Genomic DNA, 16,392 nt, shown 5'->3' on the forward strand with positions numbered 1-16,392 from the left:
AAGGTGTAATTCCTTTTTTAGTTAAAAACACTCTATTAAAGTAGCTCAAGGTTTCAAATCCACATTCAAAAGAAATTTGACTAACCGTTTTGTCCGACTGAATTAATAAGCGACATGCTTCATTGATTCTAATCTCGTTTAAGTAATCTGAATAGGTTTTGCCAGTTGCCTTTTTAAAAAATTTACAAAAATTGCTTTCAGTCAAATAAATTATGTCGGCAACCTCCTTCAAGTAAATTTTATTCTGATAATTATTTTGAATAAACAAACAAACTTTATTAATCCGTACTTCACTTTTTTTTGAAACAACGTTGTGAAATGTATTTGGAGCTATGAATTTTATCTGTTTTTTTGATAAAATATCTAAAATTGAAATCAACTTCAAAATCCGATCTACGCCATTAGTTTCAGTTAACTCAATAATTTTTGAAACTAACTGATCATCAGGTTCGAAATTAATTCCTCGAAGTGAGCTATCAAGCAATTTCTTAATTAATAAACTTTCATTCAATTCTAAAAAAGGTGAAATAAATTCGCTTGAAAACTGAATTACAATTGCATCAGAATTAACATCTCCATCCGCTTTACCAGACCAAGTATGTGGCAAATTACTACCTAACAATACCAAATCACCATCAGCATAAGGTTCGTAGGAATTTCCTACAATTCGATATCCATTTCCTTTGACTATATAAGTCAATTCAAATTCTGGGTGATAATGCCATTTGAATTGAAAATACGGAACTTGGTAACGAAAAACATGAAAACTGGATATTCCTTGGTTCGTTTTGATGTCTTCTAATATTGCTTTCATAATAACAAATTAACTTTTAAAATTGAAAAGTAAATAAATTAATTCAATATAGTGTTATATTTAAACAAATTAATGTTACTTGATTTTCAATCAAATCAATAATTTTGAAATTGATAATTACAATTATTTAAATTAATAACAATGCAAACACTTTCTAAATCAATATCAGATTTTTTAAATGAACCTTATTCATTAAGTCAAGAACAAATTGATTTTTACCAGAAAAATAGATTTATAAAATTAAAAGAAGTTTTAAATCCAGAAACGGTTGAGTTTTTTAATGAAATTATTTCAAACCAAGTTGACGAAATGAACCAAGAGCAAACTGCATTGGAAGATAGAACAACTTATGGAAAAGCATTTCTCCAATTATTTAATTTATGGACAGAAAACCCAATTGTAAAAGAATTAATTTTCAGTAAACGAATAGCAAAAATTGCTTCCGATTTAATGGAAGTCAATGGTGTTCGCTTGTACCACGACCAAGCTTTATTTAAAGAAGGCGGTGGCGGAATCACTCCTTGGCATGCCGATCAATATTACTGGCCATTAGAAACCGACAAAACAATTACTGCTTGGATGCCGCTGCAAGAAACGCCTTTAGAAATGGGGCCGTTGGAATTCAGCGCTGGAAGTCACACTATTGTGGAAGGCCGAGAATTAGAAATTGGTGATGAAAGTGAAGAAGTTATCCAAAAGAAATTGCGTGTAACTGATTTCAAACATGTAATTGAAGCGTTTGATTTAGGTGAAATTAGTTTTCACTCTGGTTGGGTTTTTCATCGTGCTGGTGCAAATGTGACTAACGAAATGAGAAAAGTGATGACTATCATATACATGGATAAGGACATGCATTTGAAAAATCCCGATAATAAAAACCAAATTCACGATTGGAATACTTGGTGTCCGGGTGCTAAAATTGGAGAAATAATTAACTCCCCAATTAATCCTATTTTATATTCAAAATAATTATGAACATAAAATTTATATGTACTTTTTGGGGTTGTGAAAATCAATCAGCTAAAGAATTTCTATCTAATGTAATTTCGAATGGTTATGATGGTGTTGAAATTAATTTTCCTGATAATTCTGAATTTATTGAGGAATTTACAGCTGAATTAGAAAAAATAAGAGCTACAATTAATACTGACTTCATTTTTATAGCCCAACAAGTTTTATCAAATAAATCTGAGTCGGTAAACGAATATAGTCAACGAATATCCGAAAGACTTGAATTTTTAGCAAAATTAAAACCTAATTTTATTAATTCTCACACCGGAAAAGATTATTATAATTTTAGTGATAATTGTAAGATTATCGAAATTACCGAGACCATATCTAAGAAATATGATATTCCGATAATACATGAAATTCATCGCGGGAGGTTTTCATTTCATTTAAAAACACTACATCAGTATTTAGAATTATTTCCAAAATTAAAATTAGTAGCCGATTTTTCTCATTTCTGTGTAGTATCCGAAAGTAATTTAGAGGATCAAAAAGAATTGTTGACGAAAATTTATCCTAAAATAAAACATATTCATGCAAGAGTGGGATTTGAACAAAGCCCACAAGTAAATAATCCATTTGCACCAGAATGGCAATCTTATCTTGAAAGATATATAAATTGGTGGAAAGAAATTATAGAATATCATAAAAAAAGAAATTGCAATCAAATTACTTTAACACCTGAATTTGGACCTTTCCCCTATATGCCCGAAGAACCATTTTCCAAAAAACCACTTTCAAATCAATGGGAAACCAACCTACAGATGAAAAAACATTTACAACAAAATCTTTAAGTCATGAAATTACTCCTTCTACAAAGTCGAGGAAAATATTTGATAAAAATAAATACTAGTTTGGAACAAATGAATTCTTTATGGCAATAAAAAAATTAATAATTGTACTACTTTTTGTCATTGGATTTAATCCAATGTTAGCACAAAGTAATTCAAAATTTGTAAACACCTTTATAGGAACTGATGGAACAGGACATACCTACCCTGGCCCATCATTGCCTTTTGGAATGGTTCAACCCGGCCCTGATAATAGTGTTGAAGGATGGAATCACACCAGCGGATATCAATATAAAGACACCTTACTTCTAGGCTTTTCGCAAATGCGTTTTAGTGGAACTGGAATTGGCGAAATGGGAAATATACTATTGTTGCCATTTAATGAAAATAAGTCAAAACTTAAAAATAGTTACTATAAAAACTCTGAAACAGCCACTGTGGGTTATTATTCAATATTGAAAAAAGACGATGTAAAAGTCGAACTCACCTGTTCAGATAGAGTGGCTTTTCATAAATACACTTATCCTGATAATAAAGGTAAATTGTTATTGGATTTCCAACACGGAATTCAATTTTTAAATGACAGTTTGGTTTTAGAAAGTGATATTAAAATTGAAAATCCAAATACTATTTCTGGTTATTGTAAAACCAAAGGTTGGGTAACAAAAAAATATTTCTTTACGATTAATTTCGAAACGCCTTACTCTGAATTGATAGAACTACCGAAAGAAAAAAAACAGAATGCTCCAAAATATATTTTAGATTTTGAATTGCCAAAAAGCAACATCTTACAAGTAAAAATAGCTCTATCAACTGTTAGTATTGAAGGTGCTAAATCCAATTTAAAATCTGAAATACCCAATTGGAATTTCAATAATATCAAAGAAAAAGCAGAAAAAATTTGGGATGAATACTTGAATCGAATTGACATTCAAGCAACTCAAAAACAAAAAGAAATCTTTTATACCTCTTTATACCATTTATTTTTACAACCTTCAAATATTGCAGATATAGATGGTAAATATCGAGGTTCAGATGGTATTGTTTCGGTTGCACCAAATAAGGAATACTACTCTACCCTATCGATTTGGGATATTTATCGAGGTGCTTTTCCATTGTTACAAATAATTGCCCCTGAAAAAATTGATGGAATTATAAATACAATGTTAATCCACCATAAAGCAGCTGGTTTTTTACCCATTTGGACAGCTTGGGGACAAGACAATTATTGCATGATTGGGAACCACTCTATTCCAATGATTTTATCCGCATACCAAAACGGATTCAAAGGATTTGATAAAAAGGAAGCTCTCAAAGCGATGATTGAAACTTCTACAAAAAGTCATTTTAATTCAAATTGGGAATTGTACAATAAATACGGTTATTATCCATTTGATAAATTGGATAACGAAGCCGTTTCAAGAACTTTAGAAAGTGGTTATGATGATTGGTGTGTGGCTGAAATGGCAGAAAAATTGAACGATAAAAAAACAAATTCAGATTTCACCAAAAGAGCCAATTATTACAAAAATCTATTTGATAAATCAACCCAACTTTTTCGAGGTAAAGATACTAATGGTAATTGGAGAACACCATTTGATCCATTAACAGCTACCTCTCCAATGAACAATCCAGGCGATTATACCGAAGCCAATGCTTGGCAATATTTTTGGACGCCAGCGCAATATGATATTGATGGAATGAAAAAATTACTTGGTGGAACATCCGCATTTACCATAAAACTAAATGATTTCTTTACAATTGAAAGCAAAAATCCAAATAAATTTTTAGGTCAGGAAGCGATGATCGGACAATATGCTCATGGAAACGAACCAAGTCATCATATTGTATATTTATATGCTTATTCTGATACACCCAAAGTGGGTCAAAAATACATTCGTACAATAATAAATAACTTTCATGACAATACTCCAAATGGAATGATCGGAAATGACGATTGTGGGCAAATGAGTGCTTGGTATATTATGTCTTCTCTTGGTTTTTACCCAGTAAATCCAGCGAATAGTGAATTTGTGCTTGGTATTCCGCAATTTAAAAAGGCGACTTTACATTTGAAAAATAAAAAAACTTTTACAATTAATGCTATTAATTTTTCTTCAAAAAATAATTATCAAGAAAATCCAAAACTTAATAATTCTGTTTTAACAAGACCATTTATTAAATATACCGAAATAATGTCTGGTGGTAATTTAAATTTCCAAATGACTAATAAATAAACTTTTTTATGAAAAAAATATTCCTAGCCTTATTACTACTGTTTTGTTTATCTATGAATTCACAAGATAAAAAACAAAATAAAGTTTTAGAAAAATATCAAATTCTTCCATTTGGTAGTATAAAACCCTCTGGATGGCTAAAAAATCAAATGCAAAAAGATGTGGATGGTTTTGTCGGAAATCTAGATAAATTGGTCTCTGACTTGATCAACGATCCAATTTATAGTTCGGGAAGACTTCACAAAAACAGTAAATTGAAAGATTTAGGAAACAATAAAGAAGGTGATACAGAAGGATCGGAACAATACAAATGGTGGAATAGCGAAACGCAATCCAATTGGTGGGACGGATATATCAGAAATGTAATACTACTTAATGATAAAAAAGGATTGGAAAAAGTAAAAAACTACGTTCAAAAAACTCTTCAATCGCAAGATAAAGATGGTTATATTGGCATTTACGATAAAGAGTTGCGATACAATTTCAATTCAGAAAATGGAGAACTTTGGTCGAAAACAACAATGTACCGAGGATTGTTGGCCTATTATGAATATTCAAAAGATCCAAAATTATGGAAAGCAATTGTGAAAGCAGTCGATAATGTGATGACCAATTATCCTATAAATAATTCAAGCCCGTATTCATCTGGAAAGGAATTTAATGGTGGTGTTTCTCACGGATTGACATTTACCGATGTATTGGATAAAATGTATCAAATAACAGGCAACACAAAATATACCGATTATGCCCTATTTTTATTTAAAGACTTTTGCAAAACGTATCAATCTGAAAAAGACGTTCAATTAGAAAATATCTTAAATCCAAATTACAAATTGCAATCCCATGGCGTTCATACCTATGAACATTTACGACCGCTTATTGTAGCTGCTTATGCATCAAATGATGAAGAATTACAAAAAGCACTTCAAATTTATATTCAAAGAATTGAAAAATCTACCACTTTAACCGGTGGAGCCATTGGAGATGAATGGATTGCCCAAAGAACAGCAAACGCAACAAATACCGGTTATGAGTATTGCTCTTTGCATGAATTATTAGACAGTTATACGGTATTATTTCAAAAACAAGGAAGCAGTAAATCTGCCGAAATGGTAGAAACTATTTTTTATAACGCCGCACAAGGATCAAGAAACCCAGATCATTCTTGTATTGCTTATTTAAAAACTGATAATTCATTTGGAATGGATGGTACAAAAAACGGTGAAGTAGAAACCAACAGAAAACAAACTAGGTATAAATATTCCCCGGCTCACCAAGATGTTGCGGTTTGTTGCAACCCGAATGCAGGTAGAATCACTCCCTATTTTATTGAGAAATCTTGGATGAAAGAAAGTGATACTATTTTGGTCAACGTCTTATTGATGCCCAATTCAGTTGAAACTAAAATTCAAAATCAATTGGTTAAAATCGAAACGGTTACTGAATATCCTTTTCAAAACAAATTTACTTTTAGGATTTCAAATCCAAAATATGCTCAATTTATTATCAAAATTAGAAAACCCTCTTGGGCAACTAAAGTGGTTACTAATGAAAGTTATACTATTGATAATGAGTTTTTAGTATTTGATAGAAAAATTGGTGCTGAAGATAAAATCCAAATTGAGTTTCTAACAGAAATTCAAATAAAAGAAGATGCAAATAAAGAAAAACATTTTAGTTATGGTGCTTTATTTTATGCAAAATCATTTGAATCAATTGAGCAAAAAGGAAAAACCTATTTAACCAATTTTGATGATTTTTTATATACTTCCAAAGATAAAAGTAGCTATGAATTCATAACCGAAAATCAAGCGAAATTTAATAATGGGAAAATAGAGATTAAAGCAAAAAACAAGTCGAATAATCAAATTGAAACCATACAACTTGTTCCTTTTGCCAAAACTATTTTGAGACAGGTAAGCTTTTAAAAGTTATTTAGAATTCAACCATAGGTCTCTAAACTTTCTCTTTGTATCATATGTTGTTGCTTGTTTTTCAATATTGAAATAACGATTGTCTCTAGGGTCATTTCCAACGGCTGCTAAATAGGCCCAATTTCCCCAATTACTGCATACATCATAATCAATTAATTGTTGTTCAAAATAAGCAGCACCCAATCTCCAATCCAATTTCAAGTCATTACATAAATAGCTAGCAACATTTTGACGACCTCGATTACTCATAAATCCAGTGAGTTTAAGTTCAATCATATTGGCATCAACAAATTCAATTCCCGTTTTTCCCTCTATCCAATTCTGCAATTTTTGACTATCATTATTCACTTTACGTGTTGTACTGTATTTAATTCCAGAGGGTTGAAAAAATTTGGATTGGTGTTTCTTCATCATAAATCTAAAATAATCACGCCATAATAATTCAAAAACCAACCAATAAGTAGAATCATTTGCTCCAAATTCTGTTTCATATTTTTTCAATTCTCGATATATAAATCTTGGAGATATACAACCTAAAGCCAACCAAGCAGAGAATTTTGAGGAATAGTCCTCTCCTACCAAACCGTTTCGAGTTTCTTTATAATTTGAAATACAATTGGTTTCAAAAAAATAGTGATTTAATCTTTTAATAGCCATTGACTCTCCACCTTTAAATTGCATTGCGGCTCTAGGATCAATTTTTTGAAAAGTCAAACCTAATTCCGCCATTTTAGGAAGTACTATAGGTTCAATCAAGGGCGATTTTATTTGAATTGGCGACTCGAAAGAAGCTCTAATTATCGCATCTTTTTCTGTTTTCTTTCTGAAATTGGTAAAAACATCTGGAATATCTTTTATGGAAAAAGGCAAATCTTCAGCGTGATATAAGGTACTTGTACTAAAAGTTTGAAATTCACATTTTAATTTAAAAAGTGCTTCTTGTACTTTCGATTCTGTTTTCCGTTCCTCAAAAGCAACTTCACGTTTTGCAACTACTTTGTTAGCTCTATATTGACTGACAATTTTTGGAATTTCAACTTCGGGTTTGCCCTTTAAAACAACCAATCCAGATCCCAATTCCCGAAGATTATTATCTAAATCAATTAATGATTCAAATAAAAACTGAGCTCTAAAACTTCCCGTTTTTTGAAATCCAAATTCAGAATCACAAAAATGGGATTCATCAAAACAATAAACCGGAATAATTTGGTCACCCTGAGCAATTGCTTTTACAAGCGTTTCATTATCATGTAATCGTAAATCTGTTTTAAACCAAACTACAATAGTTCTCATAAATTATTTATATTTTTTAAATAAAAATCAGCTTGTTCAAGCAACGCTGTTTTATCTTCTTGTTTCATTTTTCTCCAAACATTATACATCATCCCAATTCGAGGATTTTTTGCCAATTTACTTTCGTTTTTGTCATAAAAATTCCAATACAAACTATTGAAAGGACAAGCTTTATCTCCAGTTTTTATACTTTTTTTGTAATAACAACTACCACAGTAATTACTCATTTTATCAATGTAAGAGGCTGAACTTACATAGGGTTTGGTGCCCACAATTCCGCCATCGGCAAATTGGCTCATTCCACGTGTATTAGTAATTTGAACCCATTCAAATGCGTCAATGTAGATACCTAAATACCAAGCATCTATTTCATTAGGATGAACCCCAGCTAATAGTGCGAAATTTCCTGTAATCATTAATCTTTGAATGTGATGTGCGTATCCATAGTTCAATGATTGATTTATTGCATCTTTCAAACAATTCATTTTAGTGTTCCCTGTCCAAAACCAAGAAGGTAATTTTTCTAAATTATTGAAATAGTTTAAATCCCCATAATTGGGCATTTCATTCCAATATATTCCACGCATGTACTCTCTCCAGCCTATAATTTGCCTAACAAAACCCTCTAATTGATGGTACTCAATTTCATTAGAACGTTCCTGCCATTCTTTGGTTACTCTTTCAATGACTTCTTTAGGTGAAATCAATTTGATATTCATCGAAAATGAAATTCGGGAGTGATATATCGACCATTCGTTGGGGGACATTGCATCTTGAAAACTACCAAATAAAGGCAAACATTCAGTTGCAAAAAAGTCTAATAATTCAAGTGATTGCTCCCTATTTATAGGCCAAAGGAAATTATTTGCATCAATTAATCCTATAGTTTTTATATCAGTTTTATTAATTTCAATTAGAATATCAGAAACATCATTATTAAAAACTAATGGAGAAGTTGGCTTGTGCTCTTTTGGTAATTTCTTTCTATTATCGCTATCATAATTCCATTTTCCAGTAAGTGGTTGGTCACCTTCCATTAAAACATTGTGTTTTTTTCTCATGGCGCGATAAAAGCTCTCCATTAAAAAAGTTTTTTTACCTTCGAAAAAAGTACCTAATTCATTTCTTGTAGTAAAAAAATGCTCTGAATCGAATGATTTACTGGTTATAGAAATAACATTGCAAAGTTGTTTTAAATCCTCATCAACTCTATATTCATCTGGAAGTTGGTATTCAAAGTTGGAGAATTGATGTGTAGAAATTAATGATTGTATGTTACTTTGAAAGGATTGAAGATTATTTTCATCATTCAAATGAAGATAAATCAAATTATGATTGTTTGATTTTAATTGAAGGGCAAAATTTCGCATGGCGGAAAAAATCCCAACTACTTTTTGAATGTGATGTTGAGCATAATCAGTTTCCGTTCTGATTTCCATCATTACATAAGTAACAGAATCATCTATAGATTTGAACCAAGAATGATTGCTATTCAATTGATCACCAAGAATTAACCGTAATGTCTTTTTCATTTTATTTATTCATTCTACATTTATCACTACAATATTTGACTTCCTCCCACACCTTTTCCCATTTTTTTCGCCACGAAAACGGTTTGTTACAAACTGAACAGATTTTGGCGGGCAAATTTTGTTTTTTTACTCCTTTCATTATTATTTGATTGAAGTGATTTCTTGATTTGGTTTTGCATAACTCAATCGGTCCAATTGAACCGTTTTATGATAACTATCAAGGCCAGAACAAGTAATTGAATTGGCTTTTTCAATATCAACAAATCCATCATCTGAAAGACAATTTTCGGGTATATAAATTTGTTTTATTTCACCAATAATCAAAGTAGTATTATTAATTGAAATATCAATCTTTTCTTTAAATTCAATACCCAATTGTATATGACATTCAGCTACATAAGGTGCAAAAAAGTTGTCTTTAAATTCAGGTTTTAAATCGGTTATTTCAAATTCAGAAACGCCATGTTCGTATCGTGCAGATGTTTGATGCGCTTGCCTGTAAATCGATTCGTTAATGTGGTTAATTGTATAAAAACCGGTTTTAATAATATTATTATAGGTATTTCTTTCTGGTGGTGATGGTCGAAATATCAAACCTATTAATGGTGGATTGGCACCAATGTGAAAAAAAGAACTAAAAATGGCTAGGTTCGTATTTCGTTCTAAATCTGAAGTTCCAACTAAGGAAACACTTTTAAATCCACCCAAACTATTAATTAAATGGACTCGTTTGTTTTTTTCTAAAGAATTTAGAGATTCTGAATTGAAATTTATATTCATTTAAAAAATTTAAATTACTCTATTAGGATCCATTTTTTATCACTGTTCAATTGGAATGTACCAAGATGTTCTTTATTCCATTCAGCTGGTGAAATTAAAGACAAGAAATTAATACCATCCTCTCCTCTATATAAATGATAAATTTCTCCTATAACTGGCTCAAATGAAAAGTTAGCATTATAAACTAATTCATTCAATTCAAATTCCTTCATAAGACTTTCATATTGAAGTTTTAATTCATTGAATTTGCTTTCAAATTGTTTGTTAACATTACTTATTCCCCTACTTTTCCATGAAACTAAATTATCAATATGAATAACAGGTGCTCCTACATTCGTTGGATAAGACAATAAACTAGCATTATATCCTTTATCATCAGTAAAAACTACATTATCTGGAACAACTTTCTTCATCGGAATTGAAATAATAAAATTTAACAAATTATTTTGTTTAACAAAAGTAGAAAATAATTAAACATTATTTACCTTTACACTCATAAAATATTTATAAAAAATGGCAACAAAAAAATCTGAGCTTTCAAAAGAAAAAATTGTATCGATGTATATGGATTATGTATTAGAACATAATGAAAAGCCAAAATCGGTTTACAAATTTTCTAAAATTAATACTATTACTGAAAAAGAGTTTTACAATTTCTTTGGAACAATTGAGAGTATCGAAAAAGAGATTTTCAATATGTTTTATGAAAAAACAATCGCACTTTTACATAAAGATAAAGATTACGAAACCTATGACATGAGAAGTAAAATATTAAGTTTCAATTTTACTTTTTTTGAATTATTAACTGCCAATAGAAGTTATGTTTTACTGACTTTAAAAGAGTCTGCTAACCAACTTAAAAACTTAACAAAATTATCAAGTTTAAGAACAAGTTATTTAGAATTTGTATCAAATACAATTACTGAAGACATAAAAACAAAACAAGAAAAACTTCAAAATTTTCAAGAAAAAGCTATTCAAGAATCCTTTTGGTTTCAATTATTGTTGACGATGAAATTTTGGATGGACGACCATTCTCCTTCACTAGAAAAAACAGATATTTACATTGAAAAATCAATAAATACTGCGTTTGAATTAATGAATGTAGCACCTCTAGACAGTTTAATCGATTTTGGAAAATTTATTTTTAAAGAAAAAGTATATTCAAAATAATGAAAACTATAGACTACATTCCAACATCAAAAATTCAAAGAGCAACAAAATTAGTACAAACAGGAGCAAAAGTTGGAGTTAACTATCTCAAGTATTATGGAGAAAAAATGGTTAATTCTGATTTAAGTAAGGATAAACTGAATGAGAATAATGCCGAAGATATTTATGACGGATTGAAAAGCTTGAAAGGAAGTGCACTTAAAGTCGCTCAAATGTTGAGTATGGACAAGAGTTTTCTTCCGCAAGCATATGTTGAAAAATTCTCATTGTCACAATTTTCAGTTCCACCCCTATCCGCTCCGTTGGTTTTAAAAACATTTAAAAACAATTTCGGTAAATCACCTTATGAAATTTTCGATGAATTCAATGCAAATTCAGTAAATGCTGCAAGTATTGGTCAAGTTCACAAAGCAGAGAAAAACGGGAAGATTTTAGCGGTAAAAATACAGTATCCGGGAGTTGCTAATAGCATTTCATCAGATTTGGCTTTGGTTAAACCAATAGCAATTAGAATGTTTAATCTTCAAGGTAAAGATTCTGACAAGTATTTTAAAGAAGTTGAAGACAAATTAATTGAAGAAACAAACTACCTTTTAGAATTAAAACAAAGTCAAGAAGTAGTAAAAGCTTGTGAAAAAATTGAGAATTTAGTATTTCCACAATATTATCCTGAATTTTCATCTGAGAGAATTATTACAATGGATTGGATGACTGGTATTCACCTTTCTGAATTTACCGCAATTAATAATAATTTAGAAGTTGCCAACAAAATCGGTCAATCCTTGTGGGATTTTTATATGTATCAAATACATATTTTGAAAAAAGTACACGCTGATCCTCACCCTGGAAATTTCCTTGTAAACGATGCTAACCAACTTATTGCAATCGATTTTGGATGTATGAAGCAAATCCCAATCGACTTTTATACTCCTTATTTTGAATTAATAAACAAAGAAGTGATTAATAATTCCAAGGTATTTAAAGAGAAACTTTTTGAGCTTGAAATTTTAAGAAGTGATGATTCTAAAGAAGAAGTCGAGTATTTCACTACTATGTTCTATGATTTAATGTACTTGTTTACTTTGCCTTTCCAAGAGGAAAAATTTGACTTTTCCAACCCTGAATTTTTTGGAAACATCGCTAAATTAGGTGAACGATTTGCAAAAGACACTAATATCAGAAAGATGAATGGAAATCGAGGATCCAAACATTTTATTTACATGAACCGAACCTTCTTTGGATTGTATAACCTAATGTTTGATTTAAAAGCTACTATTGTGGTGAACCAATATCAAAAATACAACGTTGCAATAGAATAATTTAGAAACCTAACAAATTCAATTTTTATTCCAATAATTAGTTATGGATTTATTCGCTACAGAAGAGCAAGAAAAAACATTTGAAGTATTTCCACTAGAAGATGGTGAAATTTTATTCATGCGAAACTTTTTCACTCCATCTGAAGCTAAATACTACTTTGATTTATTGCAAAGCAACATTAATTGGAAACAAGAAGAAGTAAAATTTTATGGAAAAATATTCCCTGTTCCAAGAAAAACAGCATGGTACGGATATGAAGGTTTTAATTATTCCTATTCTGGAATAATTTGTTTTCCAGAAATTTGGACCAAAGAACTGCTAGAAATAAAATCTCAAATTGAACTATTTATCCCTGATGAAGATTTTACAAGTGTCTTATTAAATTTATACAATAATGGTAATGACAAAATGGGTTGGCACGCAGATGATGAAAAGGAACTCGGGATAAATCCCACCATTGCATCGGTAAGCCTCGGTGAAACCCGAAGATTTGATATCAAACATAAAAAGAGTAAAGACTTGCAATTTAAATTTGAATTAACATCTGGCTCATTATTAATAATGAGAGGCGCTTTACAACACCATTGGGTTCATCAAATTCCTGCTCAGAAAAAAGTAATAAACCCGAGAATCAATTTGACTTTTAGAACCATAAAAAAAAGCCTCTAGATTTCTCTAGAGGCTTTTTTTATGCAATAAATATTAATTTAATCTACAATGTATTTAAAAAATTCATCAACAACAATAAGCTTGGCTCTTCATTGAATTTCACCTTATTTTCTTTTAAATACAATTCGATAGCTTCTTTATTGTTAGGGAAAAGTTTTAAAAGTTCCGATTTCTTTTCTGGAAATGCTGTTAAACTGTCTTGCATTTTAATAAAATATTTACTTTTATCAACAACATATTTAGCTGGTTTTTCTTCTCCATATGACGAACCAGGAGTGTAAGCAGGTACAAATTTAACTCTCTCTTTTTTATAAAGTATAAATTTTGAATCCTTTGATTTAGTTAAAACTACAAAATAACCATCATTATCCTTATCATCATAATTTTTAAAATACTTATAGGTAACATTATTTATAGTCAATTCACAATTTTCGTTTTTATCTAAATAATACAATTTATCTTCAAGCATAAATTCCATTTCTTCTTTATAAGTATTGTAACGAATTGGTGGTGTTGCCTCAGAAATACAAGTAAAAGTGGAGGAATAAAACGTTTTATCTATGTACTGTGAACCCTCAATAGTAATTACGTCATCTATCGTACTAGGGGTCATAGTTATAAATCTATAGGAATTATTTGTTGGTAAAGGATTAACCTGACTCCAAGCGTTATGAATAAAAAACACTAGAAATAATAGTTTAAATTTTCTTGACATAATTTTAATTTAATTTTTTCAAACATACAAAATAAATTGAATAAATGACCTATTTTTGAATTAATAAAATATCACTAAATAATAGTATCCTTTGAAAGATTTACTTAATAAAATATACGGTTCAGTATTTGAAGATCAATTACTTGTTGAAATTGAAAAAGTTGCTGTGATTAAAGACTTTAAAGACGGTGATTTAATAATTGACTTCGGCGACTCGATTAAAAAAATGCCCTTACTTTTATCTGGTGCAATAAAAATATTGCGAGAAGATTTTGACGAGGGTGAACTTCTCCTCTATTTTATTGAAAAAGGTGACACCTGCTCGATGTCTATGACCTGTTGTATTGGAGAATCGAAAAGTGAAATACGTGCTGTTGCCGAAACGGATGGCCAAGTGATTATGATTCCCGTAATGTATATCGAAATTTGGTTGGGAAAATACAAGTCATGGCGAAATTATATATTCAATAGTTATAATAATAGATTAAAAGAGATGCTTAATACTATTGATACTTTAGCATTTATGAATATGGATCAACGATTATTAAATTATTTATTGGAAAAATCTAAAATCAATATATCCAAACAAATAAATATAACACATCAAGAAATTGCCTACGAATTGAACACCTCTAGAGAAGTAATTTCAAGATTACTCAAAAAATTAGAACAAGGTGGCGATATAAAATTACATAGAAATCACATCGAACTTTTAAAATAAATTTACCTATGTGATAAAAGTTACATATTGTAAAATTTAAAATGCCAATATTTGCAATATAAAATTTTAGAATTATGGAATATATAGGATATTTTGCATCAGTACTTATTGGTATCGCATTAGGTTTAATTGGTGGTGGTGGATCAATATTAACTGTGCCCGTTTTAGTTTATTTATTTGCTATCGAGCCCATTGTAGCAACTTCTTACTCATTATTTATAGTAGGTTTAACTAGTGGTGTTGGTTCTTTTGGTTACTTCAAAAAAGGTTTGGTCAATATAAAAACGGCAGTCGTTTTTTGTATTCAATCCAATATTGCCGTTTTTACAACTCGTGCTTTAATTGTACCTGCAATACCAAAAGAAGTTTTTACGATAGGTGAATTTGTTGTTACCAAAAGTATTTTAATGATGCTACTTTTTGCAGTTTTAATGATTGCAGCATCCTACAGTATGATCAAAAAAGACAATAAAGCAACGAATGATGAAAACAGTGAACAAAAATTCAATTATCCATTAATTCTTATTGAAGGTGCCGTTGTCGGAATACTTACTGGACTAGTGGGCGCTGGTGGCGGATTTTTAATTATTCCAGCATTAGTAATTTTAAGTAAACTACCAATGAAAGAAGCTGTTGGAACATCATTAGTTATCATTGCTGCAAAATCATTAATTGGTTTCTTTGGAGAAGGCGAAGCAACCGCAATCGATTGGCAATTTTTAATTACAATATCGGCTTTTGCGATTATCGGAATATTTATTGGAACTGCTTTATCTAAAAAAATAGATGGAGCGAAATTAAAACCTGCATTTGGTTGGTTTGTATTAATGATGGGAATTTATATTATCACCAAAGAATTGTTTTTTTCTTAAAGTAAGACTATGTGATAATTGTTACAATTGAAGAAAAAATCAAATACTAATTTTGTCAAATAATATTAAAAACAGTAAAAAAATTATAATGAAAATAGAACAAATCTACACAGGATGTTTAGCACAAGGTGCTTATTATATTACATCAAATGGTGAAGCAGCAATCATAGATCCACTTCGTGAAACTCAACCCTATATGGATAGGTTAGAAAAAGATGGGGTAAAACTAAAATACATTTTTGAAACACATTTTCACGCCGATTTTGTTTCAGGACATTTAGATTTAAGCAAAAAAACAGGAGCTTCAATTGTATATGGTCCTAATGCTAAACCGGACTTCGAATTCATTTCTGCAAAAGACAATCAAATTTTTGAAATTGGAGACATCAAAATAAAAGTATTACACACTCCAGGTCACACTATGGAAAGCACTACATACCTATTAATTGATGCTGAGGGAAATGACCATGCTATTTTTTCTGGAGACACCTTATTTTTAGGGGATGTAGGTCGTCCCGATTTGGCACAAAAAG

General features: G+C 30.2%; 17 protein-coding genes. 10 read left to right on the plus strand and 7 right to left on the minus strand.

Going from position 1 to position 16,392, the window contains the following annotated elements; genetic code table 11:
• A partial coding sequence (locus tag AC9UFV_RS08035) for an AraC family transcriptional regulator (protein WP_509574664.1) occupies nucleotides 1-814 on the minus strand: 814 nt, incomplete at its 3' end.
• Nucleotides 815-955: 141 nt separating this feature from the next.
• On the opposite strand from AC9UFV_RS08035, the gene AC9UFV_RS08040 reads away from it, so the two are divergent.
• The 4 genes from AC9UFV_RS08040 (at nucleotide 956) to AC9UFV_RS08055 (ending at nucleotide 6,778) form a co-directional block, all read left to right on the plus strand.
• Entirely contained in the window at nucleotides 956-1,783 is an 828-nt protein-coding gene (locus AC9UFV_RS08040) for a phytanoyl-CoA dioxygenase family protein (RefSeq protein WP_509574666.1), read from the plus strand.
• A gap of 2 nt (nucleotides 1,784-1,785) precedes the next feature.
• A complete protein-coding gene (locus AC9UFV_RS08045) occupies nucleotides 1,786-2,616 on the plus strand; it encodes a sugar phosphate isomerase/epimerase family protein (protein WP_509574668.1) in 831 nt (276 codons plus the stop codon).
• An 80-nt stretch (nucleotides 2,617-2,696) separates the two neighbouring features.
• The gene (locus tag AC9UFV_RS08050) at nucleotides 2,697-4,850 is read left to right on the plus strand and encodes a GH92 family glycosyl hydrolase (protein WP_509574670.1); all 2,154 of its coding nucleotides are present in this window, start codon (nucleotides 2,697-2,699) and stop codon (nucleotides 4,848-4,850) included.
• 8 nt (nucleotides 4,851-4,858) lie between these two features.
• Nucleotides 4,859-6,778 carry a beta-L-arabinofuranosidase domain-containing protein gene (locus tag AC9UFV_RS08055; protein ID WP_509574672.1) on the plus strand — a complete coding sequence of 640 codons (1,920 nt, stop codon included), beginning with the start codon at nucleotides 4,859-4,861 and terminating at the stop codon, nucleotides 6,776-6,778.
• A gap of 3 nt (nucleotides 6,779-6,781) precedes the next feature.
• Here the strand turns inward: AC9UFV_RS08055 and AC9UFV_RS08060 are convergent, their stop codons facing one another.
• Genes AC9UFV_RS08060 through AC9UFV_RS08080 form a run of 5 tightly spaced genes read right to left on the minus strand, consistent with a single transcriptional unit; the run spans nucleotide 6,782 to nucleotide 10,802 of the window.
• On the minus strand, nucleotides 6,782-8,077 hold the full coding sequence (locus AC9UFV_RS08060) for a DASH family cryptochrome (protein ID WP_509574674.1): 1,296 nt from the start codon (nucleotides 8,075-8,077) through the stop codon (nucleotides 6,782-6,784).
• Entirely contained in the window at nucleotides 8,074-9,609 is a 1,536-nt protein-coding gene (locus tag AC9UFV_RS08065) for a cryptochrome/photolyase family protein (protein WP_509574676.1), read from the minus strand. Before AC9UFV_RS08065 ends, AC9UFV_RS08060 begins: the two co-directional genes overlap by 4 nt.
• A 1-nt stretch (nucleotide 9,610) precedes the next feature.
• Entirely contained in the window at nucleotides 9,611-9,748 is a 138-nt protein-coding gene (locus AC9UFV_RS08070) for a DUF2256 domain-containing protein (RefSeq protein ID WP_509574678.1), read from the minus strand.
• A gap of 2 nt (nucleotides 9,749-9,750) precedes the next feature.
• Nucleotides 9,751-10,389: a flavin reductase family protein gene (locus tag AC9UFV_RS08075; protein ID WP_509574680.1), complete on the minus strand. Its 639-nt coding sequence runs from the start codon at nucleotides 10,387-10,389 to the stop codon at nucleotides 9,751-9,753.
• A gap of 14 nt (nucleotides 10,390-10,403) precedes the next feature.
• Nucleotides 10,404-10,802 carry a DUF2452 domain-containing protein gene (locus AC9UFV_RS08080; protein WP_509574682.1) on the minus strand — a complete coding sequence of 133 codons (399 nt, stop codon included), beginning with the start codon at nucleotides 10,800-10,802 and terminating at the stop codon, nucleotides 10,404-10,406.
• A 100-nt stretch (nucleotides 10,803-10,902) separates the two neighbouring features.
• Between AC9UFV_RS08080 and AC9UFV_RS08085 the strand changes: the two genes are divergently transcribed.
• Genes AC9UFV_RS08085 through AC9UFV_RS08095 form a run of 3 tightly spaced genes read left to right on the plus strand, consistent with a single transcriptional unit; the run spans nucleotide 10,903 to nucleotide 13,551 of the window.
• Nucleotides 10,903-11,562 carry a TetR family transcriptional regulator C-terminal domain-containing protein gene (locus AC9UFV_RS08085; RefSeq protein WP_509574684.1) on the plus strand — a complete coding sequence of 220 codons (660 nt, stop codon included), beginning with the start codon at nucleotides 10,903-10,905 and terminating at the stop codon, nucleotides 11,560-11,562.
• Entirely contained in the window at nucleotides 11,562-12,881 is a 1,320-nt protein-coding gene (locus AC9UFV_RS08090) for an ABC1 kinase family protein (protein WP_509574686.1), read from the plus strand. The genes AC9UFV_RS08085 and AC9UFV_RS08090 overlap by 1 nt, the downstream gene beginning before the upstream one ends.
• A gap of 43 nt (nucleotides 12,882-12,924) precedes the next feature.
• On the plus strand, nucleotides 12,925-13,551 hold the full coding sequence (locus AC9UFV_RS08095) for an alpha-ketoglutarate-dependent dioxygenase AlkB family protein (protein WP_509574688.1): 627 nt from the start codon (nucleotides 12,925-12,927) through the stop codon (nucleotides 13,549-13,551).
• A gap of 43 nt (nucleotides 13,552-13,594) precedes the next feature.
• On the opposite strand, the gene AC9UFV_RS08100 is transcribed toward AC9UFV_RS08095, so the two are convergent.
• Nucleotides 13,595-14,266 (minus strand): hypothetical protein, encoded by a 672-nt coding sequence (locus AC9UFV_RS08100; RefSeq protein WP_509574690.1) that lies wholly within the window; start codon nucleotides 14,264-14,266, stop codon nucleotides 13,595-13,597.
• Nucleotides 14,267-14,357: 91 nt separating this feature from the next.
• On the opposite strand from AC9UFV_RS08100, the gene AC9UFV_RS08105 reads away from it, so the two are divergent.
• The 3 genes from AC9UFV_RS08105 to AC9UFV_RS08115 all read left to right on the plus strand — a co-directional run.
• Nucleotides 14,358-14,987, plus strand: a complete 630-nt coding sequence (locus AC9UFV_RS08105) for a Crp/Fnr family transcriptional regulator (RefSeq protein WP_509574692.1) — start codon at nucleotides 14,358-14,360, stop codon at nucleotides 14,985-14,987.
• Between the two features lie 74 nt (nucleotides 14,988-15,061).
• Nucleotides 15,062-15,859, plus strand: coding sequence for a sulfite exporter TauE/SafE family protein (locus AC9UFV_RS08110; RefSeq protein ID WP_509574694.1), 798 nt, complete (start codon nucleotides 15,062-15,064; stop codon nucleotides 15,857-15,859).
• An 88-nt stretch (nucleotides 15,860-15,947) separates the two neighbouring features.
• Nucleotides 15,948-16,392: MBL fold metallo-hydrolase (locus tag AC9UFV_RS08115; protein WP_509574696.1), on the plus strand; the 445-nt coding region annotated here is incomplete at its 3' end.

Source organism: Flavobacterium sp., assembly GCF_044349645.1.
Lineage (GTDB): Bacteria > Bacteroidota > Bacteroidia > Flavobacteriales > Flavobacteriaceae > Flavobacterium.

What these genes read in the sequence shown, in the direction of transcription:
- AC9UFV_RS08075 (WP_509574680.1), bottom strand. Translation starts at nt 10,389, where the DNA reads ATGAATATAAATTTCAATTCAGAATCTCTAAATTCTTTAGAAAAAAAC.
- AC9UFV_RS08045 (WP_509574668.1), top strand. Translation starts at nt 1,786, where the DNA reads ATGAACATAAAATTTATATGTACTTTTTGGGGTTGTGAAAATCAATCA.
- AC9UFV_RS08095 (WP_509574688.1), top strand. Translation starts at nt 12,925, where the DNA reads ATGGATTTATTCGCTACAGAAGAGCAAGAAAAAACATTTGAAGTATTT.
- AC9UFV_RS08110 (WP_509574694.1), top strand. Translation starts at nt 15,062, where the DNA reads ATGGAATATATAGGATATTTTGCATCAGTACTTATTGGTATCGCATTA.
- AC9UFV_RS08060 (WP_509574674.1), bottom strand. Translation starts at nt 8,077, where the DNA reads ATGAGAACTATTGTAGTTTGGTTTAAAACAGATTTACGATTACATGAT.
- AC9UFV_RS08070 (WP_509574678.1), bottom strand. Translation starts at nt 9,748, where the DNA reads ATGAAAGGAGTAAAAAAACAAAATTTGCCCGCCAAAATCTGTTCAGTT.
- AC9UFV_RS08090 (WP_509574686.1), top strand. Translation starts at nt 11,562, where the DNA reads ATGAAAACTATAGACTACATTCCAACATCAAAAATTCAAAGAGCAACA.
- AC9UFV_RS08085 (WP_509574684.1), top strand. Translation starts at nt 10,903, where the DNA reads ATGGCAACAAAAAAATCTGAGCTTTCAAAAGAAAAAATTGTATCGATG.
- AC9UFV_RS08065 (WP_509574676.1), bottom strand. Translation starts at nt 9,609, where the DNA reads ATGAAAAAGACATTACGGTTAATTCTTGGTGATCAATTGAATAGCAAT.
- AC9UFV_RS08040 (WP_509574666.1), top strand. Translation starts at nt 956, where the DNA reads ATGCAAACACTTTCTAAATCAATATCAGATTTTTTAAATGAACCTTAT.
- AC9UFV_RS08100 (WP_509574690.1), bottom strand. Translation starts at nt 14,266, where the DNA reads ATGTCAAGAAAATTTAAACTATTATTTCTAGTGTTTTTTATTCATAAC.
- AC9UFV_RS08055 (WP_509574672.1), top strand. Translation starts at nt 4,859, where the DNA reads ATGAAAAAAATATTCCTAGCCTTATTACTACTGTTTTGTTTATCTATG.
- AC9UFV_RS08080 (WP_509574682.1), bottom strand. Translation starts at nt 10,802, where the DNA reads ATGAAGAAAGTTGTTCCAGATAATGTAGTTTTTACTGATGATAAAGGA.
- AC9UFV_RS08050 (WP_509574670.1), top strand. Translation starts at nt 2,697, where the DNA reads ATGGCAATAAAAAAATTAATAATTGTACTACTTTTTGTCATTGGATTT.